The sequence below is a fragment of the Mesorhizobium sp. USDA 4413 genome (assembly GCF_056280365.1).
The window spans coordinates 369,250-392,044 of sequence record NZ_JBVPRP010000001.1 but is presented as its reverse complement, the minus strand read 5'-3'; the positions used below and the strand labels follow the sequence as shown (position 1 = coordinate 392,044).

23 protein-coding genes are annotated in these 22,795 nt (G+C 64.8%); 18 read left to right on the top strand and 5 right to left on the bottom strand.

The window, feature by feature from the left end; genetic code table 11:
* Positions 1 to 185 precede the first annotated feature (185 nt).
* The 10 genes from rsfS (at position 186) to ACVMIM_RS01950 (ending at position 9,795) form a co-directional block, all read left to right on the top strand.
* Positions 186 to 563 (top strand): ribosome silencing factor, encoded by a 378-nt coding sequence (rsfS, locus tag ACVMIM_RS01995; protein WP_041004571.1) that lies wholly within the window; start codon positions 186 to 188, stop codon positions 561 to 563.
* Between the two features lie 62 nt (positions 564 to 625).
* Complete coding sequence (gene rlmH, locus ACVMIM_RS01990; protein ID WP_476110076.1) at positions 626 to 1,108, top strand: 23S rRNA (pseudouridine(1915)-N(3))-methyltransferase RlmH; 483 nt, start codon at positions 626 to 628, stop codon at positions 1,106 to 1,108.
* Between the two features lie 143 nt (positions 1,109 to 1,251).
* Positions 1,252 to 2,586, top strand: a complete 1,335-nt coding sequence (locus ACVMIM_RS01985; RefSeq protein ID WP_476110075.1) for a murein hydrolase activator EnvC family protein — start codon at positions 1,252 to 1,254, stop codon at positions 2,584 to 2,586.
* 1 nt (position 2,587) lies between these two features.
* The gene (locus ACVMIM_RS01980) at positions 2,588 to 3,919 is read left to right on the top strand and encodes a S41 family peptidase (RefSeq protein ID WP_041004577.1); all 1,332 of its coding nucleotides are present in this window, start codon (positions 2,588 to 2,590) and stop codon (positions 3,917 to 3,919) included.
* A gap of 288 nt (positions 3,920 to 4,207) precedes the next feature.
* Positions 4,208 to 5,395 (top strand): divergent polysaccharide deacetylase family protein, encoded by a 1,188-nt coding sequence (locus tag ACVMIM_RS01975; RefSeq protein ID WP_476110073.1) that lies wholly within the window; start codon positions 4,208 to 4,210, stop codon positions 5,393 to 5,395.
* A gap of 152 nt (positions 5,396 to 5,547) precedes the next feature.
* The gene (locus ACVMIM_RS01970) at positions 5,548 to 6,063 is read left to right on the top strand and encodes an RNA pyrophosphohydrolase (protein WP_041004581.1); all 516 of its coding nucleotides are present in this window, start codon (positions 5,548 to 5,550) and stop codon (positions 6,061 to 6,063) included.
* Positions 6,064 to 6,138: 75 nt separating this feature from the next.
* On the top strand, positions 6,139 to 7,290 hold the full coding sequence (gene alr, locus ACVMIM_RS01965; protein ID WP_476110071.1) for an alanine racemase: 1,152 nt from the start codon (positions 6,139 to 6,141) through the stop codon (positions 7,288 to 7,290).
* A 273-nt stretch (positions 7,291 to 7,563) separates the two neighbouring features.
* Positions 7,564 to 7,977, top strand: a complete 414-nt coding sequence (gene rnk, locus ACVMIM_RS01960; RefSeq protein WP_476110069.1) for a nucleoside diphosphate kinase regulator — start codon at positions 7,564 to 7,566, stop codon at positions 7,975 to 7,977.
* Positions 7,974 to 8,510 carry a GreA/GreB family elongation factor gene (locus ACVMIM_RS01955; protein WP_476110068.1) on the top strand — a complete coding sequence of 179 codons (537 nt, stop codon included), beginning with the start codon at positions 7,974 to 7,976 and terminating at the stop codon, positions 8,508 to 8,510. The genes rnk and ACVMIM_RS01955 overlap by 4 nt, the downstream gene beginning before the upstream one ends.
* Positions 8,404 to 9,795, top strand: coding sequence for a D-amino acid dehydrogenase (locus ACVMIM_RS01950; protein WP_476110067.1), 1,392 nt, complete (start codon positions 8,404 to 8,406; stop codon positions 9,793 to 9,795). Before ACVMIM_RS01955 ends, ACVMIM_RS01950 begins: the two co-directional genes overlap by 107 nt.
* A gap of 41 nt (positions 9,796 to 9,836) precedes the next feature.
* Here ACVMIM_RS01950 and ACVMIM_RS01945 read toward each other — a convergent pair whose 3' ends face one another.
* Together ACVMIM_RS01945 and ACVMIM_RS01940 are read right to left on the bottom strand one after the other, a co-directional pair.
* Positions 9,837 to 11,999, bottom strand: coding sequence for a phospholipase D-like domain-containing protein (locus ACVMIM_RS01945; protein WP_476110065.1), 2,163 nt, complete (start codon positions 11,997 to 11,999; stop codon positions 9,837 to 9,839).
* The gene (locus ACVMIM_RS01940) at positions 11,996 to 12,436 is read right to left on the bottom strand and encodes a hypothetical protein (RefSeq protein WP_476110064.1); all 441 of its coding nucleotides are present in this window, start codon (positions 12,434 to 12,436) and stop codon (positions 11,996 to 11,998) included. Before ACVMIM_RS01940 ends, ACVMIM_RS01945 begins: the two co-directional genes overlap by 4 nt.
* Before the next feature lie 223 nt (positions 12,437 to 12,659).
* Between ACVMIM_RS01940 and ACVMIM_RS01935 the strand changes: the two genes are divergently transcribed.
* The gene (locus ACVMIM_RS01935) at positions 12,660 to 13,235 is read left to right on the top strand and encodes a hypothetical protein (RefSeq protein WP_476110063.1); all 576 of its coding nucleotides are present in this window, start codon (positions 12,660 to 12,662) and stop codon (positions 13,233 to 13,235) included.
* Here the strand turns inward: ACVMIM_RS01935 and ACVMIM_RS01930 are convergent.
* Positions 13,232 to 14,113 (bottom strand): LysR family transcriptional regulator, encoded by an 882-nt coding sequence (locus tag ACVMIM_RS01930; protein ID WP_476110061.1) that lies wholly within the window; start codon positions 14,111 to 14,113, stop codon positions 13,232 to 13,234. The genes ACVMIM_RS01935 and ACVMIM_RS01930 overlap by 4 nt on opposite strands.
* Before the next feature lie 195 nt (positions 14,114 to 14,308).
* Between ACVMIM_RS01930 and ACVMIM_RS01925 the strand changes: the two genes are divergently transcribed.
* The 3 genes from ACVMIM_RS01925 to ACVMIM_RS01915 all read left to right on the top strand — a co-directional run bounded on the left by ACVMIM_RS01925 (position 14,309) and on the right by ACVMIM_RS01915 (position 16,991).
* Positions 14,309 to 15,805, top strand: coding sequence for a CoA-acylating methylmalonate-semialdehyde dehydrogenase (locus tag ACVMIM_RS01925; protein ID WP_041004793.1), 1,497 nt, complete (start codon positions 14,309 to 14,311; stop codon positions 15,803 to 15,805).
* A gap of 300 nt (positions 15,806 to 16,105) precedes the next feature.
* Positions 16,106 to 16,408, top strand: a complete 303-nt coding sequence (locus tag ACVMIM_RS01920) for a hypothetical protein (protein WP_476110060.1) — start codon at positions 16,106 to 16,108, stop codon at positions 16,406 to 16,408.
* A 265-nt stretch (positions 16,409 to 16,673) separates the two neighbouring features.
* The gene (locus ACVMIM_RS01915; RefSeq protein WP_476110058.1) at positions 16,674 to 16,991 is read left to right on the top strand and encodes a hypothetical protein; all 318 of its coding nucleotides are present in this window, start codon (positions 16,674 to 16,676) and stop codon (positions 16,989 to 16,991) included.
* Between the two features lie 10 nt (positions 16,992 to 17,001).
* On the opposite strand, the gene ACVMIM_RS01910 is transcribed toward ACVMIM_RS01915, so the two are convergent.
* On the bottom strand, positions 17,002 to 17,706 hold the full coding sequence (locus ACVMIM_RS01910; protein ID WP_476110056.1) for a GntR family transcriptional regulator: 705 nt from the start codon (positions 17,704 to 17,706) through the stop codon (positions 17,002 to 17,004).
* Between the two features lie 69 nt (positions 17,707 to 17,775).
* On the opposite strand from ACVMIM_RS01910, the gene ACVMIM_RS01905 reads away from it, so the two are divergent.
* The 3 genes from ACVMIM_RS01905 to ACVMIM_RS01895 are packed head-to-tail and all read left to right on the top strand — an operon-like array spanning position 17,776 to position 21,050.
* Complete coding sequence (locus ACVMIM_RS01905; protein ID WP_476110054.1) at positions 17,776 to 18,711, top strand: dihydrodipicolinate synthase family protein; 936 nt, start codon at positions 17,776 to 17,778, stop codon at positions 18,709 to 18,711.
* Positions 18,712 to 18,725: 14 nt separating this feature from the next.
* Positions 18,726 to 20,033: an NAD(P)/FAD-dependent oxidoreductase gene (locus ACVMIM_RS01900; RefSeq protein WP_476110052.1), complete on the top strand. Its 1,308-nt coding sequence runs from the start codon at positions 18,726 to 18,728 to the stop codon at positions 20,031 to 20,033.
* A 15-nt stretch (positions 20,034 to 20,048) separates the two neighbouring features.
* Positions 20,049 to 21,050 carry a 4-hydroxyproline epimerase gene (locus ACVMIM_RS01895; protein ID WP_476110051.1) on the top strand — a complete coding sequence of 334 codons (1,002 nt, stop codon included), beginning with the start codon at positions 20,049 to 20,051 and terminating at the stop codon, positions 21,048 to 21,050.
* A 30-nt stretch (positions 21,051 to 21,080) separates the two neighbouring features.
* Here the strand turns inward: ACVMIM_RS01895 and ACVMIM_RS01890 are convergent, their stop codons facing one another.
* Positions 21,081 to 21,962, bottom strand: coding sequence for a LysR substrate-binding domain-containing protein (locus ACVMIM_RS01890; protein ID WP_476110048.1), 882 nt, complete (start codon positions 21,960 to 21,962; stop codon positions 21,081 to 21,083).
* Positions 21,963 to 22,140: 178 nt separating this feature from the next.
* Between ACVMIM_RS01890 and ACVMIM_RS01885 the strand changes: the two genes are divergently transcribed.
* Positions 22,141 to 22,527, top strand: coding sequence for an ectoine synthase (locus tag ACVMIM_RS01885; RefSeq protein ID WP_476117067.1), 387 nt, complete (start codon positions 22,141 to 22,143; stop codon positions 22,525 to 22,527).
* The last annotated feature ends 268 nt before the right edge of the window (positions 22,528 to 22,795 follow it).

Here is a 22,795-nt window from a genome sequence, read left to right as displayed (position 1 = left end):
GCGATAGTTCCGATATTTCGGCTCCCGAAGCTCAGGCAAATCGCGGCGTGGAGAGCCCGTCGTCTTGAAACTGCAATGGAACTCTGCCTATCTAAGTGGTGTCGCCCGATTTGCCGGGTGATTTGGTTGTTCTTGTTGGGAAAGGAAACACACTGAGAACAGCACTGCGGAAGAAGGCTGACATCATGCCTTCGCCGGCCGGGATCAGCGGAAACGATGCTGCCTCCCTCGCCATCGACACAGTCCTTGCCAGTCTGGAAGACTCCAAGGCCGAAAACATCGTCTCAATCGACATCCAGGGGAAATCGAGCCTCGGCGACTATATGGTCATCGCCTCGGGCCGATCGCACCGTCATGTCTCGGCTGTCGCCGACCATCTTCTCAAGGCGCTGAAGGATGCCGGCCTCGGCACGGCGCGCGTCGAGGGGCTGGCCAGCGCCGACTGGGTCCTGATCGATTCGGGCGACATCATCGTCCATGTCTTCCGCCCCGAAGTCCGCGAATTCTACAATCTCGAAAAGATGTGGCAGGCGCCGGACCTCGAGGAAGAGACCTTGCACTGAGGCTTGATCCGCCTGCCGTGAGCCGTCACGGTATGCATTAGGACAAGCTCGCCGGGGCGAGGATGAAGATCACCGTTCATGCCGTGGGCCGGATGAAGACCGGCCCCGAGAGAGAGCTCGCCGACCGCTATTTCGAGCGCTTCGCCAAAAGCGGGCCCGCGGTCGGGCTGGAATTTGCCGGCATCGTCGAGGTCCCCGAGAGCCGCGGACAGGGCGCCGACGAGCGCCGCCGCGAGGAAGCCGAGAAACTGCAGGCCCACTTGCAGGCCGGTAGCGTTCTCATCCTGCTCGACGAGCGCGGCAAGTCGCTTTCCTCAGAGGATCTTGCCGCCCGCATCGGCCAATTGCGTGACGGTGGCCGCAAGGCGCTGGTCGTCGCCATCGGCGGCGCCGACGGCCATGACAGATCCTTACGCGAGCAGGCCGATCTGGTGCTGTCCTTCGGCGCGCTGACCTGGCCGCACCAGCTGGTGCGGGTGATGGTGGGCGAGCAGCTTTACCGGATCGCGACCATCCTGGCGGGGCATCCCTACCATCGATCGTGAACGGCGTTTGCGATCTCCAAAAGCTGGGGATTGCTTGTCGATGCCCGGATTTTCGCCTCAAACGCTGACCATCAAAGCTCCGAGCGGCGCTTCCAACATGGTTGATGGTTCGTTAACGAAGCGGCGGATAGGTTAGAGGCCTGATGTCTGAAGGCTGGTACCCGATTACGCGCGCCTGGCGCAGCCGCTGCGGCTTGACCCTTGTCGCCGCCCTGGCGGCGCTCGGCCCGGTCCGGGCGGCCGAGAACTCGCTCGACATGGCGCCCGATCCGGATCAGAGCCGGGCCGAATATGAGCAGGTTTCCAAGGAGATCACGCTTTCGTCGGAGCGGCTGGCCAAGCTCGCCGCCGACATTGCGTCGGTGCGGAAGGACTACGCCTCGATCACCGCGGCGCTCATCCAGTCGGCGATGACCGAGCAGAAGCTTGGCCAGGACATCGAGGATATCGGCGCCAAGCTCGAGGGGCTGAAGGCCGAGGAAAAGAAGCTGCGCGCCTCGCTCATGGCGCGGCGCGACGTGCTGGCCGAAGTATTGGGGGCGCTGCAGCGCATGGGGCTCAACCCGCCGCCGGCGATCCTGGTCAAGCCCGAGGATGCGCTGTCGTCGGTGCGCAGCGCCATCCTGCTCGGCGCGGTGGTGCCGGAACTGCGCCAGCAGACCGACCGGCTGATGGCCGACCTCAAGGAGCAGACGCGCGTGACGGCCTCGATCGAGGCCGAGCGGGCGAGACTCACCACCGCCGTCACCGACCAGACGGCGGAGAAGAAGCGGCTCACCATGCTGCTCGAGGCCAAGAAGAAGCTGCAGGCCGATACCCAGGCGGCGATCGCGGCCGAGCAGCAGCATTCGCAGCAGCTGGCGGCGAAGGCGAGCAGCCTCAAGGACCTGATCGCCTCGCTCGAAGCCGACAAGGCGCGCAAGGCGCAGGATCAGGTCAAGGCGGGCGAGCGCAAATCGACCGACGCCGACACGACGGCCTCGACCGCCGAGCTCGCCGCGCTGCCGGTGCCGGAGGCCAACCGCCTCACCGGGTCGGCGCCGTTTTCGGCCTTGCAAGGCCAGATCGCGCTACCGGTCATCGGCAAGATAAAGTTGCGTTTCGGCGCCGATGACGGCAATGGCGCGGCGATGCAGGGTGACATGGTTGCGACACAATCGGGGGCCATCGTCACCGCGCCGGCGGATGGAAACGTGCTTTATGCGGGGCCGTTTCGCTCCTATGGTCAACTCTTGATCCTCAATGCGGGCGACGGGTATCATGTCGTCCTGGCGGGGATGAGCAGAATCAGCGTCGCGACGGGACAGTCGGTGCTCGCGGGAGAGCCGATCGGCGCGATGGGAGAGGCTCGGGTGGCAAGCACCTCGGCCTCGCGGAATGGAAATGCGACGCCGGAACTCTATGTCGAGTTCCGCAAGGATGGAAAACCCGTCGATCCGGCCCCATGGTGGGCGGACCGATTCTCTGGAAGGACGTGAAATGATGCGGAAACTGTCGCTTCTTTTTGCCGGCGCGCTGATGGGCGCATCGGCAATGAGCCTGGTCTACGGCGCACCGGGTTCGGCGGCGAACGCTGCGGGCTCGGAAACCTACAAGCAGCTGGCGATCTTCGGCGATATCTTCGAGCGCGTGCGCGCGAATTACGTGACGCCGCCTGACGACAAGTCGCTGGTCGAGAACGCGATCAACGGCATGTTGTCCTCGCTCGACCCGCACTCTTCCTACATGAATGCCGAGCAGGCGCAGGATATGCGCGTGCAGACCAAAGGCGAGTTCGGCGGCCTCGGCATCGAGGTCACCATGGAAAACGATCTCGTCAAGGTGATCACGCCGATCGACGACACGCCGGCCGCCAAGGCAGGCGTGCTGGCCGGCGACTACATCGCCAAAATCGACGGCGAGGAGGTTCGCGGCCTCACCCTCAACGACGCGGTCGAGAAGATGCGCGGGCCGGTCAACACGCCGATCAAGCTCACCATCCTGCGCCAGGGCGCCGACAAGCCGATCGAGCTGACGGTGGTGCGCGACATCATCAAGGTCAAGGCGGTGAAGTACCGGGTCGAGAACGACATCGGCTACATGAAGATCACCTCCTTCACCGAAAAGACCTATGACGATCTCGAGAACGCCATCGAGAACATCAAGAAGCAGGTGCCGAACGACAAGCTGAAGGGCTATGTGCTCGACCTGCGCCTCAATCCGGGCGGCCTGCTCGACCAGGCGGTGAGCGTGTCGGACGCGTTCCTCAAGCGTGGCGAGATCGTCTCGACGCGCGGCCGCGACCCGAAGGATGTCACCCGCTTCGACGCCAAGCCGAAGCAGAACGACGACATCAACGGCAAGCCGCTGATCGTGCTGGTCAATGGCGGTTCGGCTAGTGCCTCGGAGATCGTCGCCGGCGCACTGCAGGATCTGCGCCGCGCCACCGTGGTCGGCACGCAGTCCTTCGGCAAGGGCTCGGTGCAGACCATCATCCCGCTCGGCGAGAACGGCGCGCTCAGGCTCACCACGGCGCTCTATTACACGCCGTCGGGCAAGTCGATCCAGGGCAAGGGCATCACGCCCGACATCAAGGTCGACCAGCCGCTGCCGCCAGATCTGCAGGGTCGCGACCTGACCCGCGGCGAATCCGACCTCAAGGGCCACATCAAGGGCGCCGACGAGAACGCCAGCGGCTCCGGCTCGGCCGCCTATGTGCCGCCGGAACCCAAGGACGACCTGCAGCTGATCTATGCCGAGCAGCTGCTGCGCGGCGAAAAGACCGACCCGTCCTTCCCGCCGAACCCGGACAAGGCTGTGTTGAACCAGTAACGCGGTTCGGCCGGAGCGGGGCTCTGGCCGATCAAGCCAAGCAATGCAATGCTGCCGGGACCGCGAGGTTCCGGCAGTTTGATTCGGGGACCGAGGCTAAGAGCATGATCCCGAAAAGTGGGAACCGGTTTTCGGAAAAGATCATGCTCCAACAAAAAGTTAGATCAGGATGGCGATTCAACGAAACGTCATCCTGATCTGGGCGCCACGCGTCTGAGGTATAGCGCCGAAGAATGCGCAGGATTTCACGTTTAACGTGACATTCACGGAGGGTGCTGGGAACTTAACTTGGCAGACATCGGCAAAGATATCGAACGCCCGCTCGGACAGTCGCTGCCGGCCAAGCGCTCCGCGCGCCGCGGCATCGGCGGCGGCACCCTTGCCGCCGCGGTCGCCGTGCTTGCCGTGATCGGCGTCTCCGGCGCGATCGCGCTGCGTGAAAAGCCGTTCCGCAAGCCGGAAGAAATCGCGGTCTCGACGCCGAAGGTCGCCGCTCCCGCCGCACCCGCGCCGCCTCCCGCACCGGCTCCGGTCGCGGCGGCGACGCCACAGGCCAGCACGCCGATGAAGAGCGGCGGGCCGCAGATCATCCACGTCCAGACCGAGGAGGGCGACGGGCCACCGAAGGCGGCGATCGTCATCCGCGATCCCTCGACACTCGGGCAGAATCTCAAAATCGCCCACATTCCGGACAGGGCGCTGATCGAGGCCAGCGACACCGGTCCGCTGCCGATGCGCTCCGCTGACGGCAGGCGGCCCTTCGACGTCTATGCGCGGCGGTGGTCGGGGGCGCGCGGGGCGCGTGTTGCGATCGTCATCGGCGGGCTCGCCGTGTCGCAGACCGGCACGCAAGCGGCGATCGCCAAGCTGCCGGCCGAAGTGACGCTGGCCTTCGCGCCGCAAGGCAATAGCATTGGCCGCTGGATGCAGGCGGCAAGGCAGAGCGGGCACGAGATCGTCATGCAGGTGCCGCTCGAGCCGTTCGACTATCCCAACGTCAACCCCGGCCGCAACACGCTGACGGTGTCGGCCAGCCCGGACGAGAACCTGAAGAGCCTGCGCTGGGCGTTGTCCAGGACCACGAACTATACCGGGGTCATGAATTATATGGGCGCGCGCTTTTCGGCCGACACGAAGGCGATGGAACCGTTCATGGCCGAGCTCGGCAAGCGGGGACTTGCCTATATCGACGACGGGTCTTCCGCGCGCAGCGTCGCGCCTGAGCTTGCCTTGAAGGACGGCGTGCCGTTCGTCGCAGGCGACATGGCGATCGATGCCGTGCAGGATCGCGGCGAAATCCTGAAGAAGCTGGACAGTCTTGAGGCGACGGCTCGGGCCAAGGGCAGCGCGGTCGGCATCGGTTCGGCGTTCGACATCACCGTCGACACGGTGACGTCCTGGATTGCCGAAGCGAAGAAGCGCGGCATCGAGATCGTGCCGATCTCGGCGGTGGCCGTCGATCCGCAAAAGGGGTAACAGCCGTCTTGATAATTCTACTCCGGCGGGCATCTGGCGGCGTTTTCTGCGCTTCCGGTGCTCGCGTACTTTAAGTACGCTCCGCTCCGGTTCTCGAAACCACTCGCCACCTGCCTCGCCGGAGCGAATTCTCAAAACGGCTGTATAATCCAATGACTAAGAAGATCGATCCCGAAACGCTGCCTTACCGTCCCTGCGTCGGGCTGATGATCCTCAACAAGGCCGGCCTGGTCTGGGTCGGGCACCGCATCGCCGAGGCGGACAGCGAGTTCGCCGGCACGACGCAGCTTTGGCAGATGCCGCAAGGCGGCATCGACAAGGGCGAAGAGCCGATCGAGGCCGCCGGGCGCGAGCTCTACGAGGAAACCGGCATGCGCAGCGTGTCGCTGCTTGCCGAAGCGCCGCATTGGATCAATTACGACCTGCCGCCGCATCTGGTCGGCGTCGCCTTCAAGGGCCGCTATCGCGGCCAGACGCAGAAATGGTTCGCCTATCGCTTCGAGGGCGACGAGAGCGAGATCGCGATCAACCCCCCGCCCGGCGGCCACACGGCCGAATTCGACGAATGGGCGTGGCGGCCGATGCGGGAGCTGCCCGAACTGATCGTGCCGTTCAAGCGCAAGGTCTATGAGCAGGTGGTGGCGGCGTTCGAGCACCTGGCTTCCTGACTGGCCTCATCCACCCCGGTTGTCGCGGCGGCTCCATGGCCGTATTGATTGCCCATGCAATGAGCGGGGGTCGCCATGAACGACGACACCGGACGCGGTTTTCCGGCACATGACGCAAACAGCGGTTCGACGGTCAGCGAGGCGGCCGCCGGCGCGATCCTAACGATCGACCTTGGCGCCATCCGGGAAAACTACCGCCGGCTGAAGGCGCGGCTGAGCGGCGCCCGCTGCGCCGGCGTGCTCAAGGCCGACGGCTATGGGCTCGGCGCCGCCCAAGTGGCTTCGGCGCTGGCGAAAGAGGGCTGCGACATCTTCTTCGTCGCGCTGCTCGGCGAGGGCACCGCGCTGCGCAAGGCGATCGGCCACGGGCCGGACATGTTCGTGCTGAACGGACTGCCTCCGGGTTCGGAAGCGGAAGCCTTGGCGGCCGGGCTTTGCCCGGTCATCAACAGCGCCGTTCAACTGAAGGCCTGGCGCGAGACGGCGCGGGGCGCAGGTCGGCGCCTGCCGGCAGCCATCCAGGTGGATAGCGGCATGGCCCGGCTCGGCATGGCGCCGGCGGAGGTCGAGACGGTCGCGGGCGGGGCCGGCGCCTTCGACGGCATCGACATCCGTTTCGTGATGAGCCATCTCGCCCGCGCCGATGAGCCGCAGCAGGCGGCGAACGAGAAGCAGCGGCTGGAATTCGAGCAGCTGCGCAAGCTGCTGCCCGTGGCGCCCGCCTCCCTGGCCAATTCGTCCGGCATCTTTCTCGGGCCGGAATATCATTACGACCTCGCCCGCCCGGGGGCCGCGCTCTACGGCGTCAACCCGACGCCTCACGCGCCCAACCCGATGCTCCCGGTGATACGCCTGCAGGCCAAGGTGGCGCAAACGCGCGAGATCGGTGCCGGGACCGGCATCGGCTACGGCCACACCCATCAGGCGGACGGACCGCTCAGGCTGGCGACCATCTCGCTGGGCTATGGCGACGGCTGGCACCGGCGCGCCGCTTCGGCCGCCTGGTTCGAGGGCGTGCGGTTGCCCTTCGTCGGCCGCGTGTCGATGGACTCGATCATCCTCGATATTTCGGCGCTTCCGGCCGGCCGGCTCGGCGAGGGCGATCTCGTCGAGCTCATCGGCCCGTCGCAAAGCGTCGACGACGCGGCCGGCCACGCCGGCACGATCGGCTACGAGGTGCTGACCAGCCTGGGTGCGCGCTTTCACCGCCGTTACATCGGCGATTGAGACAAGGCGCCTTGCTTGACAAGCCGAGGCTTCTCAGCAAGGTTCGGGGCATGAGCAACCTCGCTTACATCAAAACCTGCTTCAGGGTTTGCCCCATCGCGGGAGCGTAGCCCCGGCGTGGCCGCCAATGCCGGCAGCCGCGTGAACCGGGGCGTTTAATTCCAGACATTTTCATCGAGCCTGCGGCCCTTGCGGCCGGGCTTTGTTTGCCGCCTTCAACGTGGCGGCTTGCGCGCATTCGGGCAACCGATGCGCCAGCATATGAGGTATGCCATGCATGCAGCAACGCAATCGCGTTCGCGAAACACCATCCTTGTCAGCGCGGCGGACCACGACCGGCTGAGCAGCCTCGCCAGGGCCTTTCTCGACCGCGTGCCCGATATGGCTGAGGACCTGCTTGCCGAGATGGATCGCGCCAGGGTCGCCACTGAGCAGGCAATGCCTGCCGACGTGGTGCGGATGGGCTCGACGGTGACGCTTCAGGATCCGGAGGGAAGCATTCAGACGGTGACGCTGGTCTATCCGGCGGAGGCCGACATCGCCGAAAGACGCATATCGGTGCTGACGCCGCTTGGAACGGCGCTAATCGGCGCGCGGGCCGGCGGCACGGTTTCCTGGCGCAGCCGCAACAGCCGGGTTCTCTCGGCAACGATCGACGCCGTCGAGCCATCGGGGAGGGTGCCATGACCAGGATCGTCTACCGCCTGACGGCCAAGGACTTCGCCGTGATCGAGGCGATGCTGATGCGCCGCCGCGCGTTTGCCGATCCGATCGCACCGATGCTCGAACGCAAGCTCGCCGAAAGCCGGGTCATTGCGACGGGGGCCCTCGAGCCCGACCTTGCGACGCTGAACAGCCGGGTGATCTTCCGTGTCGACGGCGGTTCATCGCAAACGCGCACGCTGGTGCAGGCCGAAGCATCCGCTCCCGTCGGCTCCGGCCTGCCGGTCGCCACATGGCACGGCCTCTGCCTGCTTGGCATGAAGGCGGGCCAATCGACATTGTGCGAGCGGCCCGACGGCTCTGCCGAGGAGGTGCTTCTCGAGGACGTAGCCTATCAGCCGGAAGCGGCGCGGCGGGAAGCACAGGAGCGCGCCGCCGAACGCCCTCATCATGTCCTCAAGCTGGTCCACAGCGTACCCGCCAATGACTGGCCACTTGGCGGGCGCGGCAAAATCCGGCAGACAGATGGGGACGATCCGGGCCCTTCCGCGGCCTGATCGGCCTTTGAGGGAACATAGAATGAAAGTCATCGTGCTGGGCGGCGGCGTGATCGGGGTCACCACCGCCTATTTCCTCACCGAGGCCGGTCATGAAGTGACCGTCTACGATCGACAGCCGGGACCGGCGCTCGAAACCAGCTTCGCCAATGCCGGCGAAGTGTCGCCCGGCTACGCCTCGCCCTGGGCCGGGCCGGGCATCCCGGTGAAAGCCGTCAAATGGCTGTTGATGAAATACGGGCCGCTGGTGGTGCGGCCGGCTTTCGACCCGAATATGTGGACGTGGCTGCTCAAGATGCTGCGCAACTGCACGGCCGAGCGCTACGCGCTCAACAAGTCGCGCATGGTGCCGCTTGCCGAATATAGCCGCGACACGCTGAAAGCGCTGCGCGAGGCGACCGGCATCACCTACGACGAACGGGCCAAAGGCACGCTGCAGCTCTTCCGCAAGCAGAAGCAGCTCGACGGCACCGGCGGCGACGTCGAGGTGCTGAAGAAATACGGCGTGCCCTACGAGATCCTCGACCGCGATGGCTGTGTCGCCGCCGAGCCGGCGCTTGCGGCGGTGCGCGACAAATTCGTCGGCGGACTCAGGCTTCCGGGCGACGAGACCGGCGACTGCAAGATGTTCACCGACAAGCTTGCCGAACTCTGCGTGGCGCGCGGCGTGACCTTCGAATACGGCTCGACCATCCGGCGCATCGTCAGGAACCGCAATCGCCTCACCAATGTGCTTACCGACAACGGATGGAGAACCGCGGACGCGTTCGTGATGGCGATGGGCAGCTATTCGGCGCAATTCATGCGCTCGCTGGGGCGGCCGATTCCGGTCTATCCGGTGAAGGGCTATTCGATCACCGTGCCGATCAGCAATGCCGAGGCCGCGCCGGTGTCGACCGTCATGGACGAGACCTACAAGGTGGCGATCACCAGGCTCGGCGACCGCATCCGCGTCGGCGGCACGGCGGAGATTTCGGGCTATGATCTTCGCCTGCATGAATCGCGCCGCCGCACGCTCGAACACTCGGTCGGCGATCTCTTCCCCGGCGGCGGCGACCTCAAGGCGGCGAGCTTCTGGTGCGGCTTGCGGCCGATGACGCCCGACGGACCGCCCTTGGTCGGACTGAGCGAGGTTGCCAACCTCTACCTCAACACCGGCCACGGCACGCTCGGCTGGACCATGGCCTGCGGCTCGGCCAAGGTGCTGGCCGACATCATGTCGAACCGGGTGCCGGAGATCAACGCGCGCGATCTGAGCCCGGAGCGGTATCTGAAGCCTATCTAACCGCGTCGCGTCGGTGCGGACTGAAGGCGCGCTTCAATCCCTCAGAACGCCTCCTGGACCCATTTGTTGCTGAACAGCAGCCGGTAGGCCCAGCCGATCGTGACATCGGTGGCGACCGGGCGCGAATGGGCGAGGTAATCGTCATAGACCGGCTTCATGCGGCGATAGAATGCCGGATCGAGCACGACCATGCCGTTCTCCGAGTCATGGAAGAAGCTGCGGTTGTTGAGGTTGACCGAGGAGATGGCGACCAGCCTCCCATCGATCATCATGATCTTGGAATGCAGCACGACATCCGGCGCCTTGAACTCGCGGATGTTGATGCGGTCGCCATATTTCTCGACGAACAGCTTGTTGAGCGCGGTGAGGAACCGGCCGCCGATATCGCCCTTGAGATCGATGCGGCCGACGACGTCGATCTTCACGCCCCTGGCCAGCGCCCGGTCGAAGGCCCGGGCGATATCGGGCGTCAGGTTGAGGTAGGGATTGACGATCTCGATGCGACGCTCGGCGTTGTCGATCAATTCGACGAAATAGGCCTCCAGCGCGTGCCCGTCCTCATAGGGCACGGAAATGAAATGCCGCGCCACGCCGCGCCGGGCCGCGCCGGAACGAACCGGGACGGAGAACGGACGCGACAGGTTGGTGTCGGCATCGCGCAGCCAGACGGTCGACAAATGCGCGGCCAGCGTCTCGACGGTCGCCGGGTCGGCGATCTCTATGTCGAAGTCGCTCCAGTTGGAATAGTAATTCAGCGAGAGGCCGTCGGTCTTGCCGTATTGTTCCAGCTCCGGGTAGCGGGTCAGGTCGACCGGTTTGTGGAACAGAAAACCGTCATGGATGTTGCGGCCGCCGATGATGACGCGGGACCGTCTGGGGTCTTCGGCCAAAGTCGCCAGCATCTTGACGTGATGGACCCTGTGCAGTTGTGCGATCTGCTCGTCAAAGGGCGCGCCGTGATCGGCCTGCCAGCGATATTCCTGCAGCTCGACATTGGGGAATTCGGCTGCCAGCCGGTGCAGCATGGCGTCGTCCTTCTGCCGCTCCAGCACGTCGGTGACCAGGATGCGCACCTTGGTGCCCCGCGCCGCGTGATGGCGGATCAGCCGCTCCATGAGGCGGCCGGAGAAATCCGCCTTGAACTCAAGCGACGACAGATAGATCAGCCTGAGCTTCGGCGCGTTGGAGAAATCGAGCGGGAGCTCGGGATCGGCCTTGTCGAAGGCGCTGTCCGGCAGCGTCCTGCCGAGCAAGGCTTCGACCTTGGCGTTGAAGCCGTCGCGCGATTTGCGAAGCAAGGTCGGCGACCCCAATGGCAGCGCGCAGGTCTGCGACAGCCAGCGGCCGGCATAAAAGGCGCGGTCGAGCTCCTCCATGCCCGCCGGATCGGGCACCGGACAGCGGTCGTAGCGGCTGTCGAGTCTCGCGATCCAAGGGTCGGCGCTTTCCTCCCGTAACAGGATCAGCGGCGCGCCGGCCGGTGCCAGCGCCGAGGTGACGCGAAGATCGCAGCGGGTCAGCGCTTCGGCGGGAAACAGGCTGACCGAGGTTTCCGCGGCCGGCAGCCTCAGATGAAACGGCGAGGCCCTGGCGACCGTGGTGGACCGGCCCGATGCCCGGATCGCGAGCGGGCCGTTGCAGGTGCCGCCGATGTCGACAGGCTGTTGGCCTGCCTGGCGCAGCACGATCTCGACCGAACGCGCCTGCAGGCCGGAGAAACTGAAGGTCTTGGGCGACAAAGGCCGCGCGGCGGCATCAAGATAGAGCGTCTGCCGCGACATGCGCCAGCGGCCGGTGAACCGGCCTTCGCCCGGCTTGCCTTGTGTCGGCGTGAGCTCGGGGTCGCCGAGCGGTTGGGCCAACCGTTGCAGCGCCGCATAGGTAGCATGGAAGCCGCTGTTCTGGACATCGCGCCAGTCCCGGCCGAAGCGGCCTGTGCCGTTGGCGCGGTCGAGCGCGTCGAGGCGGCTCTGGGCGAGCAGCGCCTGGAATTGCTTCTCGTAGGCACTGTTGCCGTCGCTCGCGAAATAGTGCGGCGCGGCGATCTGGGCGCCGCTGCCGTCCGCCGAGACGGGCAGGCGGCCGCAGGCGTCGTCGCCCGGAAAGAAGGCGCAGGCCGAATGTCCAGGCATGCCGGCGCAACCGGCAACTGCCGCCAGCGCCAGTCCAAGCAATGGCTTGGTGAGAGCCGATTTGAGGCTCATCCAGCCGCTCCGTTCATGGCCTTGAGCTCGGCGGGATCGCGCGGCGGCAGGAACCCTTGCGGAAAGATCCTGCAGACGGGAAAGGTGAAGGTGGCGATCAGCAGCTCGGCCTCGCTGCGCATTTTGCGCGGCGCCGTCCTGTCGTCGCGGATCTTCCTGGCGGAGGCGACGAGCGCGCCGTCGCAGTCGCAATGATTATGCCGGGCGATGTAGCAGGCGTCGTGGGCCCGGCAGGCGGCATCGAGACGGTCGACCGGCTTTGCCGACAGATCGCCGGTGCGCGTGCCAGGGCCGCAATAATTGCCGATGACGAAAGGCGAGGGGCGCGACATGGCATAGCGGATCGGCTTCGGCAGCTCGGCTTGCGGAACCTTCGCCCAGGGGTTGGCGCAGCCGGACAGGAAAAGCAGCGGCAGAATGGCAAGAACGGCTCGCATTTCTCCGCCGGCGTTCCGAAGATGTCCCCAGAGCGTTTCACCGTTTCACAGAAACGGCGAACCGCTCTATCCCTTTGTTTTGGCGCAATTCTTGGAATTGCTCCAGCGCTCCATCGTGGCATGGCGAAGCGCGCCGGTGCCACAGTCGCCGAATTTGTGGCGCAGGCAAGGCGGCGACGACCAACTGCCTGTGATAGGATCGGCCGCAGCGAGGGGATTTTGGATGCGTCTTTTTCTTTTGGCGACGGCGGCCGCATATCTGACCTGCGCCTCGGCGGCGTTTGCCGCGGACAAGACCGTTCACGATAGGGAGCACGGCTTTTCGCTGACCTATCCCGAGGAATGGGCGAGCGAAACCGCCTTTGACAATACCATTCGGCTCAAGATCAAATCCGGCGAAGGAGGACTCACCTGCCGCGTGTCGGAAAATGCCTACGATCCGACCGCTCCCGACAATCCACCCGACGTCAGGGCGTTCATGGAGGAAGATTGGCAGGTGAGCAACTGGCAGACCATGGTCGGTGTCGCCTATCAGTCTGCAGCCTTCCGCCAGGACAGGTTGGCGCATTTCCCGGACGGCTATCCGGTGCGGATCGCCGACATGGATTTCCACTATGCCGACGAAAATGTCAGCTTCTACGGCCATTCCCGCATCGCGCTGACGCTGCGCAACTCGCATTACGGCTTCGTCGATTGCGGGGTCGCGGGCGACAATTCCGAAGAGGTAGAGCGGAAATGGGCGCCGCTTGCGGATGAGGCCGAGAAGATCGTGAGCTCGTTCGTGCTCGACGCGGATTAAACAAACAGGCTGCGTTCCCGCTCCACCGCCTTGGTTATGAAGTTGGCGACCAGCTGGACGCGGCGCAGCGGCCTGACCGATTCATGATAGACCAGCCAGTAGGCGCGACGGATGGGCGCGACGATGTCGACCGGCACCAGCTCCGGCATCGAACGGGCGACGAAAGTGTGCAGGATGCCGATGCCGGCACCGGAGCGCACCGCTTCGGCTTGGCCGAGCGCCGAGGAGATGGCGAAGCTGGTGCGCCATTCGGGGCTGAACTCGGCGGCATAGTCGAGCGAGGGGCTGACGATGAGGTCCGGCACATAGCCGATCAGCGTGTGCCGGCCGAGCTCGGCCGGCGCTTTCGGCAGGCCGTTGGCTTCGGCATAGCTGCGGGAGGCGAAGAGGCCGAGCGTGTAGTCGACAAGCTTGCCCGCCACGAGCCGGCCTTCAGTCGGCCGCTCGACGGTGATCGCGATATCGGCTTCGCGCCTGGACAGCGAGAAGGAGCGCGGCACCGGCACCAGCTGGATGGTGAGCTCGCGGTGCAAAGCGGTCAGTTCGCCCAGCCGCTTTGCCAGGAAAGCGACGCCAAAGCCGTCCGGCGCGCCGATGCGAACCGTGCCCGAAACGTCGTCGCCCTCGCCGGCAATGGTCGAGCGTGCGGCGATCATGTCGCCTTCCATGCGCTCGGCAATGTCGAGGAAGCACTCGCCGGCCGGCGTCAGCTCGCTGCCGGTGGTCAAGCGGCGGAAGAGCTTTGTGCGCAGCGCCTCCTCGAGCGCGGCGATGCGGCGCGAGACGGTGGCGTGGTTGAGCTCCAGACGCTTGGCCGCGCCGAGGATCTGCCCGGCGCGCGCCACGGCGAGAAAGATGCGGACGTCATCCCAGTTCATGGGGGCGGTCCTGATCAGGAGCGGGTGTGAAGGAACTCAACCTTCGATCCTTTCGACATGTCGCCATTTGCGACAATTAATGCACGCGCCTCGGTCGATGTCTATTTTCCGCACAACGGTTGCGTTTTGGCTCGCGTTGCCATCGCCGCCGCAAAGGCGGACAATGGCATCATCACCAAACAAGGGAGAGAAGGCATGATCGAATACGGTCATTTCATCGGCGGCAAGCGCGTCGCCGGCACCAGCGGCCGCAAGCAGGATGTGATGCAGCCGATGGACGGCTCCGTGCGCGGCACAGTGGCGCTCGCCTCGCAGGCGGAGCTGCGCGCCGCGGTCGAGAATGCCAAGGCGGCGCAGCCGAAATGGGCCGCCACCAACCCGCAGCGCCGCGTGCGCGTGCTGATGAAGTTCCTCGAGCTGGTCCAGCGCGACTATGACGAGCTGGCCGACATCCTGGCGCGCGAGCACGGCAAGACGATCGCCGATGCGCGCGGCGACATCCAGCGCGGCCTCGAAGTGGTCGAGGTCTGCATCGGCGCGCCGCATATGATGAAGGGCGAGTTCACCGACGGGGCAGGCCCCGGCATCGACACCTATTCGATGCGCCAGCCGCTCGGCGTCGTCGCCGGCATTACGCCGTTCAATTTCCCGGCCATGATCCCGCTGTGGAAGATCGCCCCGGCGATCGCCTGCGGCAACGCCTTCATCCTGAAGCCTTCGGAGCGCGATCCGGGCGTGCCGCTCCGCATCGCCGAGCTGTTCATCGAGGCCGGCCTGCCGGAAGGCGTGCTCAACGTCGTCAACGGCGACAAGGAAGTTGTCGACGCCATCCTCGACGATCCCGACATCAAGGCCGTCGGCTTTGTCGGCTCGACGCCGATCGCCCAGTACATTTATGCGCGCGGCTGCGCGGCCGGCAAGCGCGTGCAGTGCTTCGGCGGTGCCAAGAACCACATGATCATCATGCCCGACGCCGATATGGATCAGACCGTCGACGCCCTGGTCGGCGCCGGCTATGGGTCGGCCGGCGAGCGCTGCATGGCGATCTCGGTGGCAGTCCCGGTCGGCAACGACACCGCCAACCGGCTGATGGAAAAGCTGGTGCCGCGCGTCGAAAGCCTGAAGGTCGGCCCCTCGACGGATTCTTCCGCCGATTTCGGCCCGCTGGTGACGGCACAGGCGCTGGAGCGCGTGAAGGGCTATGTCGATATCGGCGTCAAGGAAGGCGCCAAGCTCGTCGTCGACGGCCGCGGCTTCAAGATGCAGGGCTACGAGAACGGCTACTATATGGGCGGCTGCCTGTTCGACAACGTGACCGCCGACATGCGCATCTACAAGGAAGAGATCTTCGGGCCGGTGCTCTCGGTGGTGCGCGCGCCTCGCTACGAGGACGCCATCAAGCTCGCCAACGACCACGAAATGGGCAATGGCGTCGCCATCTTCACCCGCGACGGCGACGCGGCGCGTGACTTCGCCTCCAGAGTTCAGGTCGGCATGGTGGGCATCAATGTGCCGATCCCGGTTCCGATCGCCTATTACACGTTCGGCGGCTGGAAGGCGTCGTCCTTCGGCGATCTCAACCAGCATGGCCCGGACGCGTTCCGCTTCTACACCAAGACCAAGACGGTCACCTCGCGCTGGCCGTCCGGCATCAAGGACGGCGCGGAATTCGTCATCCCGACGATGAACTAGCCGGACGATTTTCGAGTCGACTCTAAAGAAGCGCGGTGCAAACCGCGCTTCTTTTTTGGAGTCATCCGCGTTCGGACGTGGGCTCCGACTGCCGCTTTGCTGGTTTCGCAGCCCGGCCAAATAAATGACCTACGTCACGGGCACGTCCACAGAACATCCGCACCTTCTAATAATTTCCATCGCCGTGTGATGGAACCAACAGACCACCATCCGCCTTAGGCTGTATTCCTGCCATACGTGCAGGCAACCAAGCAGCGCCGGTTCAAGCCGGGGTTCTCGTCTGGCGCGAGGAGGTGTCAGATGACACGATTTCTTATGGCGACGATATTGGCGGCGGCTGCGATGACCGCTGGAGCCGCGCCGGCGAGCGCGGCGGCGCAATGTGCGGCGCGCGCCGACATCATCAAGGCCCTTGGCGACAAGTTCCACGAAACCGAGGCCGGGCGCGGCCTGATCAATCCGAACGTCGTGCTCGAGATATTCGTCTCGGAACAGGGCAGCTGGACGGTGCTCGCTTCCGACACCAAGGGCCAGAGCTGCGTGCTCTCCGTCGGCGAGGGCTGGGACAGCCCGACGATCACGGCGGCGATGCCGGGCGCCTGAACTGCCAGGGAACTGGGCTGAGCGCCACATCGGCTCCTGCGTCTAGTGTCAAGCAGCACCAGGAAAGCGCTTTCCGTGGCGCCGCTTGTTTACGAAGCCGAGCTTCACCATATCGAATCCAAGGAGTCATGATCTCCCGACGACAGACCGGAACCCAGAAGGAGTGACGCGATGAAGACGTCCAATCCGGCCTGGAGCCTTCCGGCACACTGAGGCGGCCGAATGAGCCTCCCTTGCCGGAATGCGAAGGCGAAGGAGGTGCCCCATGGCACGCGAATTTTCGTTTCGATGGATCAAGCTTGCAGCCGTTGGCGCCATGATGGCGCTGCCGGCCGTTCCGGCCCGGGCGCAAGTCATCTGCGGCGGCCATGACTATCTGGTTGCGAGGCTGGCGGAGGCATTCGAGGAGAAGCGGCTGGGCTATGGCGTGGCCGGAGAAGCCGCCATCTTCGAGGTGTTCGTCTCGGCAAGCGGAAGCTGGACCATCCTGATGACCGACGTCAAAAACCAGAGCTGCATCCTGGCCGCAGGCGAGGGGTGGGAAGATACGCTGGCCACTCCGGTCTGGCAGCCGGGCGGCTGAGGACGCTTGCTCAGCGCGTCGCGGCGATCTCGGCGTGGCCGCGCAGCAGCGCCATCAGTTTCTTGGCGTCCTTGGCGGCTGCCTCCTCGTCGCCGTCGAGGATGGAACGGATCAGCGCGACGTGGTGCTCGGCCGATTCAGCGAGGCCGGTGTCGGCCTTGTAGCGATACCAGAAGCGACGGCTGTGGGTCTGCAAGGGGGCGGCGACACGCGCCGCGAAGGGGTTGTCGGCGGCGATGGCCAGCGCCTCGTCGAGCGCCTTGTCGGCCTGGATGAAGGCAAGCACGTTGCCCGAGATCACCGCCTTCTGCATCGCCAGAGCCGCCTCATGGAACAGGTCGGCGGCCTCGCGGGTGACGAAGCGGGCGGCCGAGCGGGCGAGCACGACTTCAATGCCGCGCCGCGCATCCAGGACCCGGAGCCAGTCGCCGGCGTGCAGCGGCGCGACCGCGATGCCCGCGCGGGGCCTGATGTCGAGAAGCCCTTCCCAGGCCAGCCGCTGGATCGCCTCGCGCACCGGCGTGCGTCCGAGACCCAGCCGGTCGATCAGCGCGCCTTCGGTGACGAAGCTCGACGGCGCAAGCTCGAGCGTGACGATCATGTGCTCCAGCGCGCGATAGGCCCTGGTCGCCGCCGGCTCGAAGGTCGCGTTCGCGTCAGCGGATATCAGCGGGGAGATCAATGGCAGGCTCCTGATATATTTTTCATATATCATAATGGATTCAGCGTTGACGAGCCAGCTCTTAATAGATATACTGCTGATATATCAATTGGAGAGACAGCCATGTGGACCGGAGTTTTCCCTGCCGTCACGACCAAATTCACCGCCGACGATTGCCTCGACCATGCCGAAATGGAGCGCTGCTATTCCCTGCAGATGGAGGCCGGCTGCGACGGCATCATTGTCTGCGGCTCGCTCGGCGAGGGGCCGATGCTGTCGCCAGACGAGAAGATCGAGGTGCTGAAGACGGCGCAGAAAGTCGCCGGCAAGAAGCCGGTGCTTTTGACCATCAACGAACCCGGCACGCGTGAGGCGGCTGCTATCGCCAGGCGCGCCGCCAAGGAAGGCGCCGACGGGCTGATGGTGGTGCCGAGCCCGATCTACCACACCGACCGCCAAGAGACGGTTGCGGCGCTCCGCGCCGTGGCGGAAGCCGGCGACCTGCCGGTGATGATCTATTCCAACCGGCTCGCCTATCGCGTCGACGTGACCGTCGAGCTGATGGAGGAGCTGGCGTCCGACAAGCGCTTCGTCGCCATCAAGGAATCCTCCGACGACATCCGCCGTTCGACCGAGATCATCAACCGATTGGGCGACCGCTACGACCTCTTCACCGGCGTCGACAATCTCGCCTTCGAGGCGCTGTCGGTCGGCGCCATCGGCTGGGTCGCCGGCCTGGTCACCGCCTTCCCGAGCGAGACGGTCGCAATCTACCAACTGATGCGGCAAGGTCGTCGAGAGGAAGCGCTGGCGATCTATCGCTGGTTCCGGCCCTTGCTCGACCTCGATGTCTCGACCTATCTGGTCCAAAATATCAAGCTTGCCGAAGTGCTGGCGATCGGTACGAATGACCGCGTGCGCATGCCGCGCCGGCCGCTGTCGGGCGAACACCGCAAGGCGGTCGAAAAGATCGTCCGGGATGCGCTGGCGGTGCGGCCGAAGCTGCCGTCGCTGCAGACGTCTCCCCGATCGACGGACAAGTTGGTGGCGGCCGAATAAGAGGTAGCATTCTCGTGCAGGGAAATTCCGAGGAGAGGGGCGGCCCGTCATCCGCCCTTCGAGCACCTTCTCCCCGTTCGCAGGGAGAAGCGGAAGACATCGCCATCATCGGCGGCGGCATCATCGGTATCTGCGCCGCGACCCTGCTCTCGGAAGCGGGGCGCAGCGTCACCGTCTTCGACCGCACCGGCATTTGCGAGGAGACGAGTTCCGGCAATGCCGCCGCCTTCGCCTTCTCCGACGTGCTGCCGCTGGCGCATAAGGGGATGATCAGGCAATTGCCGAAATGGCTCGCCGACCCGCTCGGGCCGTTGGCCATTCCGCCGGCCTATCTGCCCAAACTCCTGCCCTGGCTGATCCGCTTCTGGCGGGCGGGCGCGGCGAAGCACTATGAGACCAGCCTTGCCACGCAGGCCGGCATGATGAAGCTCGCCGAGGCCGAATGGATGCAGCTGCTCGACCGCTCCGGCACGCGGCCGATGCTGCGCGAGGATGGTTCGCTGGAATTCTATGAGAGCGAGGCCGAGTTTCGCGCCTCGTTGCCCGGTTGGGCCGAGCGCCAGCGTTTCGGCATCGGCTTCCGCCATGTCGAGGGCGATGAGATGGCCGCGCTCCAGCCGGGTCTTTCGCCGCTCTTCGTCAAGGGCACGTTCGTGCCGGGCTGGAAAACGGTCGCCGATCCGAAGCTGCTCGGCAAGGCGGTCTGGGCCTATGCGGAAAAACTCGGCGCCCGGTTCGAGCATGCGCGGGTCGAGTGCGTCGAGGCTGGCGCAGACGGCGCCACGATCGTGCTCGCCGACGGCACCAGGCGCAAGGCAAGGAAACTCGTGATCGCCGCGGGAGCCTGGTCGCATCTTCTGGCAAAACATCTCGGCGACCGCATCCCGCTCGAAACCGAGCGCGGCTACAACACCACGCTGCCGGTATCGGCCTTCGACGTGAAGCGGCAGCTGATCTTTTCCGGACATGGCTTCGTCATCACGCCGCTCCAAACGGGCCTGCGCGTCGGTGGCGCCGTCGAGCTCGGCGGCATCGAGCGGCCGCCGAATTTCGCCCGTTCGAAGGCGATGCTTGAGAAGGCGAAGCGTTTCCTGCCGGGGCTCGACCCGTCGGGCGGCCGCGAGTGGATGGGTTTTCGTCCGTCGCTGCCGGATTCCCTGCCGGTGATCGGCGCGGCGCGGGCGCCGAACGTCTACTATGCTTTCGGCCACGGCCATCTCGGCTTGACCCAGTCGGCGGCAACCGGCCGCTTGATCCGCGATCTCGTTCTCGGGCAGACTCCGCCGCTCGATCTCACCCCTTTCCGTCCGCAACGGTTCTGATAGTCAGGAAGCATCATGGCCAAAAAATCCTTCTTCTGCATCGACGGCCACACCTGCGGCAATCCGGTGCGTCTGGTCGCCGGCGGCGGGCCGCCGCTCGAGGGCGCGACGATGATGGAGCGGCGAGCGCATTTCCTCGCCGAATATGACTGGATCCGCACCGGGCTGATGTTCGAGCCGCGCGGCCATGACGTGATGTCGGGCTCGATCCTCTATCCGCCGACGCGCGACGACTGCGATATCGCCATCCTGTTCATCGAGACGTCGGGTTGCCTGCCGATGTGCGGCCACGGCACGATCGGCACCGTCACGATGGCCATCGAGCACGGGCTGGTGAAGCCGAAGACGCCGGGCGTGCTGAGGCTGGACACGCCGGCCGGCCTGGTCGTCGCCGAATACAGCCAGGTCGGCGAATATGTCGAGGAGGTGCGCATCACCAACGTGCCGTCCTTCCTCTATGCCGAAGGCCTGACCGTAGAATGCCCGGTGCTTGGCGAGATCAGCGTCGACGTCGCCTATGGCGGCAATTTCTACGCCATCGTCGAGCCGCAGAAGAATTACCGGGACATGGCAGACCATTCAGCCGGCGACCTCATCGCCTGGAGCCCGGTGGTACGGCAGCGCCTCAATGAGAAATACTCCTTCGTGCATCCGGAGAACCCCGGCATCAACCGGCTGTCGCACATGCTGTGGACCGGCAAGCCGAAACATGCCGAAGCCGACGCCCGCAATGCCGTGTTCTATGGCGACAAGGCGATCGACCGCTCGCCTTGCGGCACCGGCACCTCGGCGCGCATGGCGCAACTTCATGCCAAGGGCAACCTCAAGCCCGGCGACAATTTCGTGCATGAATCGATCATCGGCTCGCTGTTCAAGGGCAGGGTCGAAAAAGAGGTCAGCGTGGCGGGCAAGCCGGCGATCATTCCCTCGATCGGCGGCTGGGCACGGATGACGGGGCTCAACACCATCTTCATCGACGACCGAGATCCGTTCGCGCATGGGTTCATCGTGACGTGATCGTCAGCCGGAATATCCAACCGGCTGCGGTCAGGCCTCGGTTTTGACCGAGACCTGATCGCGGAACCATTCGGCGAACCTGGCCTCGGCAGACGAGGGTTGCGCCGACATCGTCAGGAAATAACCCTTGTCGTCGTCGGTCGAAATATCGGAGAGGACAACGAGGTCGCCGCGCCTGAGCTCTTCGCGAAAAACCTCGACCGGGCACAACGCTATACCGTGCCCGGCAATGACCGCCGTCGCCAATATGTTGAAATCGGCAAAAACCGGGCCGCTCCCAACATCGCGCCCTTTGACCCCGGCCTTGGAAAACCATTCCTGCCAGCCCTGGCGCGTCTCGTCATGCAACAGGTCGGCCGCCGCGATCGCCGCCGCCGTTTCCAGCCGCCCCTTCCGCGCAAGATAGTGCGGGCTGCAGGCAGGCCGGCTTATGCGGGAAAACAGCTTGAGGCTCATGACATGCGGCGAGGGATCTGCGCCGAGGGTGATCAGGACGTCGTTGTCGTCATCGAGCCGATCTTCGGCCTTGGCGTAAGCCACCCGGATCGCGATCTCGGGATGGCGCGCCGTGAAGTCCGACAGGCGCGGCACCAGCCAGCGGCTGGCGATCGAGGGAATGCAGCCCACCGACAGCGATGCCTGGGCGGCGTTTCTGCGAATGCGGCGGCAGGTCGCGCCCAATTCCGTCAGCGCCGCGCTCGCGGACGCCTGCAGGATCAGCCCGGCCTCCGTCAGGCGCACCTTGCGGGCGTCGCGTTGAAACAATGCGACGCCGAGCCATTCCTCCAGCCGCCTTATCTGGTGGCTAATAGCAGGGTGGGTGACGTGGAGCTCTTCGCCGGCAGCCGAGAAACTAAGATGGCGAGCGGTCGCCTCAAAGGCTCGGATCGCGTTCAGCGGCAGATAATCCATCTGTAAAATTCTCTAACAGGAAAAGCCAAAATCCGTCATTTGAAGCACGACCTGACCTGAGTCACTGATTAGGGGGCGGCAGCATAAAATCTAGGCGGGCTGGACCAAGAAGTCGATGCCTGTCGGCGAATTCGAGGCGCGCCGCTGCTTCTCAAACCTGATTTCATGGAAGACCACAATGTTCACCAGACAATTGGCTGATATAGAAAAAACTGACTTCTTCGTCGATTGGGGCAATGGCACCAGCCATCGGCTGCTGACACAGCAGGACGGCATGGGCTTCACCATATGTCACACGGTGGTGCGAGCCGGCAGCGAATCGCGGCTGCAGTACCGGCGGCACCTGGAGGCCTGCTACTGTATCGCCGGCAGCGGCGAAGTCGAGGACATGACAGGCACCGTCCATCGCGTCGAGCCGGGCACGGTCTACGTTCTCGATGCCCATGACGATCATTTCCTGCGGGCCGACAGCGCCGGCGACATGGTGCTGGTGAGTGTCTTCAATCCGCCGCTCAAAGGCACTGAGAGGCACACTCTCAATGGAGAGGGAGGCTCTGCTTACTGAGGCTTCGCTTCAAGGTTTTCTATTGTGGCGCGGCGCCCTCGACCGAAGGCGCGGCGCCGTCACATGCCCGTCACAGACGAGGGAATCCTGACCTTGCGGAAGGCGCGGTGGCGCGAAACCGAGCGCTTCGGTTCATGCAAGGATTCACCTCATCAACTTATTTTGACGCTGGTTTCTTCGACAGGAGGCCCATCATAAGGTTGAATCGTCAAAGACATTGCGTTGTGCCAATGATAGGGTCCGCGATAGTCCAGGGGTCGGGCGCGAT

Excerpts from the sequence above, each read along its gene's own strand:
- rsfS (WP_041004571.1), top strand. The coding sequence starts at position 186 with ATGCCTTCGCCGGCCGGGATCAGCGGAAACGATGCTGCCTCCCTCGCC.
- rlmH (WP_476110076.1), top strand. The coding sequence starts at position 626 with ATGAAGATCACCGTTCATGCCGTGGGCCGGATGAAGACCGGCCCCGAG.
- ACVMIM_RS01985 (WP_476110075.1), top strand. The coding sequence starts at position 1,252 with ATGTCTGAAGGCTGGTACCCGATTACGCGCGCCTGGCGCAGCCGCTGC.
- ACVMIM_RS01980 (WP_041004577.1), top strand. The coding sequence starts at position 2,588 with ATGATGCGGAAACTGTCGCTTCTTTTTGCCGGCGCGCTGATGGGCGCA.
- ACVMIM_RS01970 (WP_041004581.1), top strand. The coding sequence starts at position 5,548 with ATGACTAAGAAGATCGATCCCGAAACGCTGCCTTACCGTCCCTGCGTC.
- alr (WP_476110071.1), top strand. The coding sequence starts at position 6,139 with ATGAACGACGACACCGGACGCGGTTTTCCGGCACATGACGCAAACAGC.
- rnk (WP_476110069.1), top strand. The coding sequence starts at position 7,564 with ATGCATGCAGCAACGCAATCGCGTTCGCGAAACACCATCCTTGTCAGC.
- ACVMIM_RS01955 (WP_476110068.1), top strand. The coding sequence starts at position 7,974 with ATGACCAGGATCGTCTACCGCCTGACGGCCAAGGACTTCGCCGTGATC.
- ACVMIM_RS01950 (WP_476110067.1), top strand. The coding sequence starts at position 8,404 with ATGTCCTCAAGCTGGTCCACAGCGTACCCGCCAATGACTGGCCACTTG.
- ACVMIM_RS01945 (WP_476110065.1), bottom strand. The coding sequence starts at position 11,999 with ATGAGCCTCAAATCGGCTCTCACCAAGCCATTGCTTGGACTGGCGCTG.
- ACVMIM_RS01940 (WP_476110064.1), bottom strand. The coding sequence starts at position 12,436 with ATGCGAGCCGTTCTTGCCATTCTGCCGCTGCTTTTCCTGTCCGGCTGC.
- ACVMIM_RS01935 (WP_476110063.1), top strand. The coding sequence starts at position 12,660 with ATGCGTCTTTTTCTTTTGGCGACGGCGGCCGCATATCTGACCTGCGCC.
- ACVMIM_RS01930 (WP_476110061.1), bottom strand. The coding sequence starts at position 14,113 with ATGAACTGGGATGACGTCCGCATCTTTCTCGCCGTGGCGCGCGCCGGG.
- ACVMIM_RS01925 (WP_041004793.1), top strand. The coding sequence starts at position 14,309 with ATGATCGAATACGGTCATTTCATCGGCGGCAAGCGCGTCGCCGGCACC.
- ACVMIM_RS01920 (WP_476110060.1), top strand. The coding sequence starts at position 16,106 with ATGACACGATTTCTTATGGCGACGATATTGGCGGCGGCTGCGATGACC.
- ACVMIM_RS01915 (WP_476110058.1), top strand. The coding sequence starts at position 16,674 with ATGGCACGCGAATTTTCGTTTCGATGGATCAAGCTTGCAGCCGTTGGC.
- ACVMIM_RS01910 (WP_476110056.1), bottom strand. The coding sequence starts at position 17,706 with ATGATATATGAAAAATATATCAGGAGCCTGCCATTGATCTCCCCGCTG.
- ACVMIM_RS01905 (WP_476110054.1), top strand. The coding sequence starts at position 17,776 with ATGTGGACCGGAGTTTTCCCTGCCGTCACGACCAAATTCACCGCCGAC.
- ACVMIM_RS01895 (WP_476110051.1), top strand. The coding sequence starts at position 20,049 with ATGGCCAAAAAATCCTTCTTCTGCATCGACGGCCACACCTGCGGCAAT.
- ACVMIM_RS01890 (WP_476110048.1), bottom strand. The coding sequence starts at position 21,962 with ATGGATTATCTGCCGCTGAACGCGATCCGAGCCTTTGAGGCGACCGCT.
- ACVMIM_RS01885 (WP_476117067.1), top strand. The coding sequence starts at position 22,141 with ATGTTCACCAGACAATTGGCTGATATAGAAAAAACTGACTTCTTCGTC.